This window comes from Sulfolobus sp. B1 (genome assembly GCF_007050195.1).
In the GTDB taxonomy this organism is placed as follows: Archaea; Thermoproteota; Thermoprotei_A; order Sulfolobales; family Sulfolobaceae; genus Saccharolobus.
Genome location: NZ_QIMI01000105.1, coordinates 1 through 5703, shown reverse-complemented (window position 1 = coordinate 5703; position 5703 = coordinate 1). Strand labels below are relative to the sequence as shown.

Sequence of the window (5703 nt, the reverse complement as noted above, 5' to 3'; positions counted from 1 at the left end):
GGAAAAATAATACTGTTTGTTTGTGAATAATCCTTTTTTACCCGTTTCTAACCTTTTTTCCTTTTCACTAATAACACGATTAAGAGAGATAGAATTAAGCTAAGTGGGATTAAATAGTAAAAAGTGTTTTGCCCAGACCGTTGTTGCTGACGTATTGTAATGTTAGTTATACTATACGACGGAGTAATCGAATTTATAGTAGTATTAAATGCATAAAATTGATTTTTAGTATTATTATAGAAAGTGTTTCCTTGAGATACAAACGGGATAGGATAATAAACGATAAGTAATCCGACAAATTTAGCACTTTGAATTACGTTATATCTTAAGGTAAGATTGTATATTTCTTTTCCCAAATAAACACCAACTAAATTATTTGAAATGTGGTTTGATAGAACATTCACTACACTAGAATACTCTATCTCTATTCCCGCATCATCTTCTTCAACTAAATTATCATAAAGGCTAGTATTACTGACGTTATATAAGTAAATTCCATAATACATTGAATTCGTGATAATGTTATTCTTAACTACTATATTTAAAGATGTTAATAGAACGATACCATATTTATTTTCAATAATACTATTATTGGAAATAAATATATTATTACTAAAATACCAAATAGTAATTCCATCACCATTAGTATTGTTAAATATAATATTTCTCTCTATCACAGTATTGTTAGACTGTTTGATGCTAATTCCATCATAATAATTCGATCCTATTTTATTGTCAATTATACTAACATTTGATGAATTGTAAACAAATATTCCGTAATATTCACTTCCAAAAATTGTATTGTTATAAATTAGTACATTATGTGAATTTATTACTGTGATATTACCTATAATCTTCATGCCTTCAATAATAACATTATTCTTTTTCACAATAATTATTGAATTGCTAGAAATTGAGCCAGCTAAAATATTAGGTGATACTAGAATAGGCACAATGATAAGAAGTAGTAATATAAAAGAAACTACTTTTCTTCTCATTAATTTAGATTTTAATTTCATATATAAAAACTTTCACATATTTATTCAAAGGACAATTTCCTACTCCAAGTCCTTCCATTGATACATATTTATACCACATTATCCAAGTTAATATATAAGTGATTAAGCTATGACATCTAATATTGAAGTTGAAGATTACATCATTAAAGTTGCAAGAACGTTAAGTATATCTGATCTTAGAGCATTTAATACCAGTATAGTATCTGACTATCAAAAATTTTTCGACCTTATCCTTCCAAAAGATGTCATTAATGTTTTAGTAGTATTACCATTAAACGAGAATGATATGGCTAATAAGATTAGGGAAGCAATAAGTAAAGTCAGACCTAGTGCGTCACTTACTATAATGTATAGTAAAAATGCTAGCCAAAAAATTTACATGGGATACTACTCTTCAGCTAGTAAAATTCAAGATTTAGCTAAAAAATACAGCATTAGATAATCTCAAATTTGCACTAATATAGTAAAACAACTTTACCACTCATGTCAACAGTGCTTAGAAGTACGTTTATAATCTCATGATAAAAAGAACGCAAACCTCGCCTTTTAAGGCGGGGGAAGTTTTTAAACCTTTTCCCCATCTTCTCCTATTGCACTCCATTCTGATCAACTTCATAAAGATGAGGAGCGGGAGACGACTATTACTCTCGCAATACCAGAAGGGAGTGTACGTACAATCGTTGTTAGATTGTTCCCTAATGGAGCACAGGAAAGAAAACTGAGGAAGTTGGCAGACTCATGGTTGCAGAGTTAGACAGACTAAAGGCTGAAGCTGAGAAGATACAAAGAGACTGAAGCTAGGGAGGAAGTGTTAAGGGAAAGAGAGAGACTTTTTAAGAAACTGTATCGCAGATTAATACACTTTAGCTTCTCACCTCGCTAAGTCGTTGTGGGAGTTAGGAGTCTTAACAGTCTACCTTGGTTACCCTTACTTTATCTCTCAAGATAAGGGTAACAAGTTCACTGTGAATATCTGGTCTTATCGTAAACTAACTGAGGCAATAGTGTATAAACTCTACGAATATGGTATAAAGGTGTTTCTCGTTGTCGAGTATAATACTTCAAAGCTCTGTGCTTTCCATGACGTTAAGATTGAGAGGAAGCCTAGAGGGATTATCAATTGCCCTTTAGGTCATAAGCTTCACAGTGACGTTAATGGTGCTTTAAACATAATGAAGAGAGCAATAAATAGGATTGTAAGCGTACTAAAGAAGCCCCTTTCCTTTCTCGTAACGTCAAATGGAGTAATAAAGGGGAGTAACGCTTTAGACCTTGGCAAAACCCTTTAGGGCGGGGAGGAGGTCAGAGTCTTTAGCTATTTAACTTAAAAAAGTCTCCTCCTTCTTTTAAGCTGCGAATTCCTTTACTTCCATCTTCCTTGAGAGATAAATGAAAGGAATTGAAAACGTCATTAATCCTGCAAATACATATGGGAAATCACCACCTATGGTGGATGGGCTGTAAAAAAGTCCTAGGGCTATTATTGCACCAAGGGAAAGGGAGGCTATGATAGATACTACCCTGTAAGCCCAGTGAATGTGTGGGCTTAGCTTCTCTTTCCCCATTGGCGTATGCTTTATCCAGAAAAACAGTACTCCGCTGACACTATCTAGGAAGAATTCCATGGCTAGAAAGATTCCAGCAGCACTAAGCAATAAAGTAAAGAAGGACTCAACTGAGGGGGAAATTAACATTAATACATTTACTAGAACATTGAGACCAGATATTAAGAGTATACTACTCCAAGGACTCTTGAATCTTTCATGTACCCAGCCAAAGAACGAGGGCAAAAGCTTGTCCCTAGCCATGGCGTACCACGCTCTACTGAGTATAAATGCAGTGAGCCAGAGAGAGCTTGCAGTAGAGGTAAGCACTGCAATGTCCATAAGCCAGGAATATGAAGGTACCACATATTGAGTCCAAGTAAATAAGGGATCTACGCTCTGTGCTAGAGGTTTTAAGGGGGTTTCTATGGTCATTAGAGGCATGGTAACACTATATATTAATAGGACTGAGAGGAGGCCTATTATTCCACTAAGTCCTGGCCACCTTCTAGGTCTTTTAGATTCCTCAGAGGCATAACTATCTATTTCCCATCCATCAACAATTGTGGCTGCAACAATCATTGCGAGTACTAATCCAGTCCAATTAACTTTAGTAGAGAAGAACCAGCTCCAGCTAAATGGGTTCACCACCTTAAAGTTTGCAAAACCGAGGCCTAAGAAGAGGCCCAATACTATAAGCTCCGTAATGAGAAAGGCCTCAGTAAATCTAGCTGTTGGCTTAGCCCCTAACATAAGAGGGATTGCTGCGATTAAGACCCAAATTATGCCTACTACGGAAACCCAAAACTGGGATGAGTAAACAGAGTATTGGATTAATCCAAGCGAATAAAACAGAGCTAGCGTGTATTCTCCAGCGGGGATTACTATAGGGGGGATAGATAAGAAGTACGCAAGAGTTACCACCCACGCTTGAAAGGCACCAAACTTTTTCCCCAAAATCTTACATCCCCAATGATAGGATGCCCCAGCATGTGGAAAGTGCAGATTAAATTGTCTAAAAATCAATGCAACGAGTAGAAATGGTACTGCCGTAAGGAAAGTAGCCATTATAGCTTGGGGACCAGCTAGGGAGACCATGACACCGTAAGCTGCGGCTATACTGAAGGTAGGGGCAACCGAAGAGGTAGACAGAGGGACGAGGTCTAGGATATGTAGCACTTCACTTTTAAGATCTGTAATTTTGGTATGAAAACTATGCCTTTTCATTCCTACCGCTTTATCAATTTAGCTTAATTAAAGATTTAAAAATTTTTCTTTCTAAACTTTCTAGAGAGGGTCTGCGTATTTTTATTGTAAAAGTAATTTCTCATCTTTTGCTTCTCTCAAACTTAAAAATAGCATACGTTACGATTGATAAGGAGGCTAAAGAAGTTAGATCTAGGGTAATTAAATAAGGTAAATAGTATGTCACAGACGTAAACTGGTAAATTGGTAGTTTAAATAAAAGTGTAACGATCAGGCTAGAGAACCAGATTATGAGTGTTAAAAGGGAAAGAAGCTTTGAAAAAGTTAGTTTATATGTTAAATAAGTTATTGTAAAGACGTTCACAATGGGTATAATCATAAGTAATGAGACGTATTTGATATTGCTATAGATAAATGCAGTAAACAACCTAGCTATTAATGTTAAAAGTGTTATTATCCCTACTACGTAGTTAATATAGGATATGTAAGGAATATTTATCTCATAAATAGCCGAAATAACCTCAATTGAAAATATGATTTGCGTAATTATGACAAAACTTACAAAAAGTCTAGTGAGGAAAGAGACCATATACTTCACCTAAAGTTAATGCGTATACAGCTTGATTAAAGTAAGTGTATATTGTAAAGGACTCGATTAAAGAGTCCAAGATTTTCTTAGCCTCATTAATCATTCCAAGATTAATGAAGGCTTGGGCTAAAATAGAATTATCGTAGAGGAAAGTGTACCTACCAATCCTCTCTTCACTCGCGTGTTTCAATGTCACATCATAATATGCACCCTTATTGCTTTCATAATTACTAAGAATATTGAAAATTTCTTTATTATTCTTTTTTAGGTAAGAGGAAAATTTTAGAAAACGCGCAATATCAATTAGGAAAAGGGGAGAGTCAGGGTTATCTAGATTATGAGTGAGTTTACGAGAGACAATATTATTATACAATTCTTCAGCTATCTCTAAATATTTACTATCCTCAGTCTCCTTATACATTCTGAATAAAGACTCTCCAACAACACTGTTTACACTCAAAAAGGCTCTGCTATCCACTTTATCAATCACTTGTGCATTAGGAAATAATCCATCACTCCTCCTATTCCTTATCATCCACTCTATAGACTTTACTGCATAATCTAAATAATTGTCATCCCCTATCTTCTCATAGGCTTCAAGAAGAGTGCTAACTAACTCTGCATTAAAATCATATAACTTTGCTTTATAAGGAGTTTTCCAATCACTAGTTATGGAGTATGCATAGAATCCATCATCCCACAAATTAGATATAACGTTATCTAACGTAGCAACTACCATAGACGTATGATAGAAATCATTAAGCTTTAAAAATAAGTTTAATACTTCCGGAGAAACGAATTTAGGTTCTCTTTCAAATCCCCCATTTATCCAATCATAATATCCCTCACAATTTCTTAATACCTCACTTACTACATACTGAGGGCTAACGCTAAGTTTATGCACAGAGATTTTAGGTAACGTAACGAGTTTTCGTTTACCTTCTGTAAGCTCTATAGCTTGAGTTAAAATCTCTCTAATCTTATTCCTTTTGACTAAACCATAAGTACCACCAATTACCGTAGATTTACTTATTAAACTAATAGATGGATAAATTTGCGGAGTATATCTAACTGCTAGATCAAGTCTCTCATCAGCATCCTCTTTAGTAAAAGATATTTGTAGAAATTCTTCGTCAAGGCCTTCAATTTCCTTCTCTTGCTGATAGCAATCTATACACCAGCTAGCATTCATGAAGAGGGCTATTAGTTCCTTATTATAAGCTAACCTCCATGGAACGAACTTCATCTAACATTAATTTAATAATGCAAATAAATAAGTCTTGCACTTTAATCATTCTTATATTTCAGTCTTAATATTCTAAAAATAAAGTTAATTAAATGTATC

At 34.5% G+C, this 5703-nt stretch carries 6 protein-coding genes; 2 read left to right on the top strand and 4 right to left on the bottom strand.

Annotated elements, in window-relative coordinates; all coding sequences use genetic code 11:
* Nucleotides 1-47: 47 nt before the first annotated feature.
* The gene (locus DMP16_RS07385; protein WP_185957838.1) at nucleotides 48-998 is read right to left on the bottom strand and encodes a right-handed parallel beta-helix repeat-containing protein; all 951 of its coding nucleotides are present in this window, start codon (nucleotides 996-998) and stop codon (nucleotides 48-50) included.
* Nucleotides 999-1128: 130 nt separating this feature from the next.
* On the opposite strand from DMP16_RS07385, the gene DMP16_RS07380 reads away from it, so the two are divergent.
* Nucleotides 1129-1461, top strand: coding sequence for a DUF4898 domain-containing protein (locus DMP16_RS07380; RefSeq protein WP_069281333.1), 333 nt, complete (start codon nucleotides 1129-1131; stop codon nucleotides 1459-1461).
* A 445-nt stretch (nucleotides 1462-1906) separates the two neighbouring features.
* Complete coding sequence (locus DMP16_RS11400) at nucleotides 1907-2308, top strand: transposase (protein ID WP_231961192.1); 402 nt, start codon at nucleotides 1907-1909, stop codon at nucleotides 2306-2308.
* 57 nt (nucleotides 2309-2365) lie between these two features.
* On the opposite strand, the gene DMP16_RS07365 is transcribed toward DMP16_RS11400, so the two are convergent.
* The 3 genes from DMP16_RS07365 to DMP16_RS07355 all read right to left on the bottom strand — a co-directional run bounded on the left by DMP16_RS07365 (nucleotide 2366) and on the right by DMP16_RS07355 (nucleotide 5604).
* On the bottom strand, nucleotides 2366-3790 hold the full coding sequence (locus tag DMP16_RS07365) for an APC family permease (RefSeq protein ID WP_069281334.1): 1425 nt from the start codon (nucleotides 3788-3790) through the stop codon (nucleotides 2366-2368).
* A gap of 100 nt (nucleotides 3791-3890) precedes the next feature.
* A complete protein-coding gene (locus DMP16_RS07360) occupies nucleotides 3891-4358 on the bottom strand; it encodes a hypothetical protein (RefSeq protein ID WP_069281335.1) in 468 nt (155 codons plus the stop codon).
* Nucleotides 4339-5604: a beta-L-arabinofuranosidase domain-containing protein gene (locus DMP16_RS07355; RefSeq protein WP_069281336.1), complete on the bottom strand. Its 1266-nt coding sequence runs from the start codon at nucleotides 5602-5604 to the stop codon at nucleotides 4339-4341. Before DMP16_RS07355 ends, DMP16_RS07360 begins: the two co-directional genes overlap by 20 nt.
* Nucleotides 5605-5703: the final 99 nt, after the last annotated feature.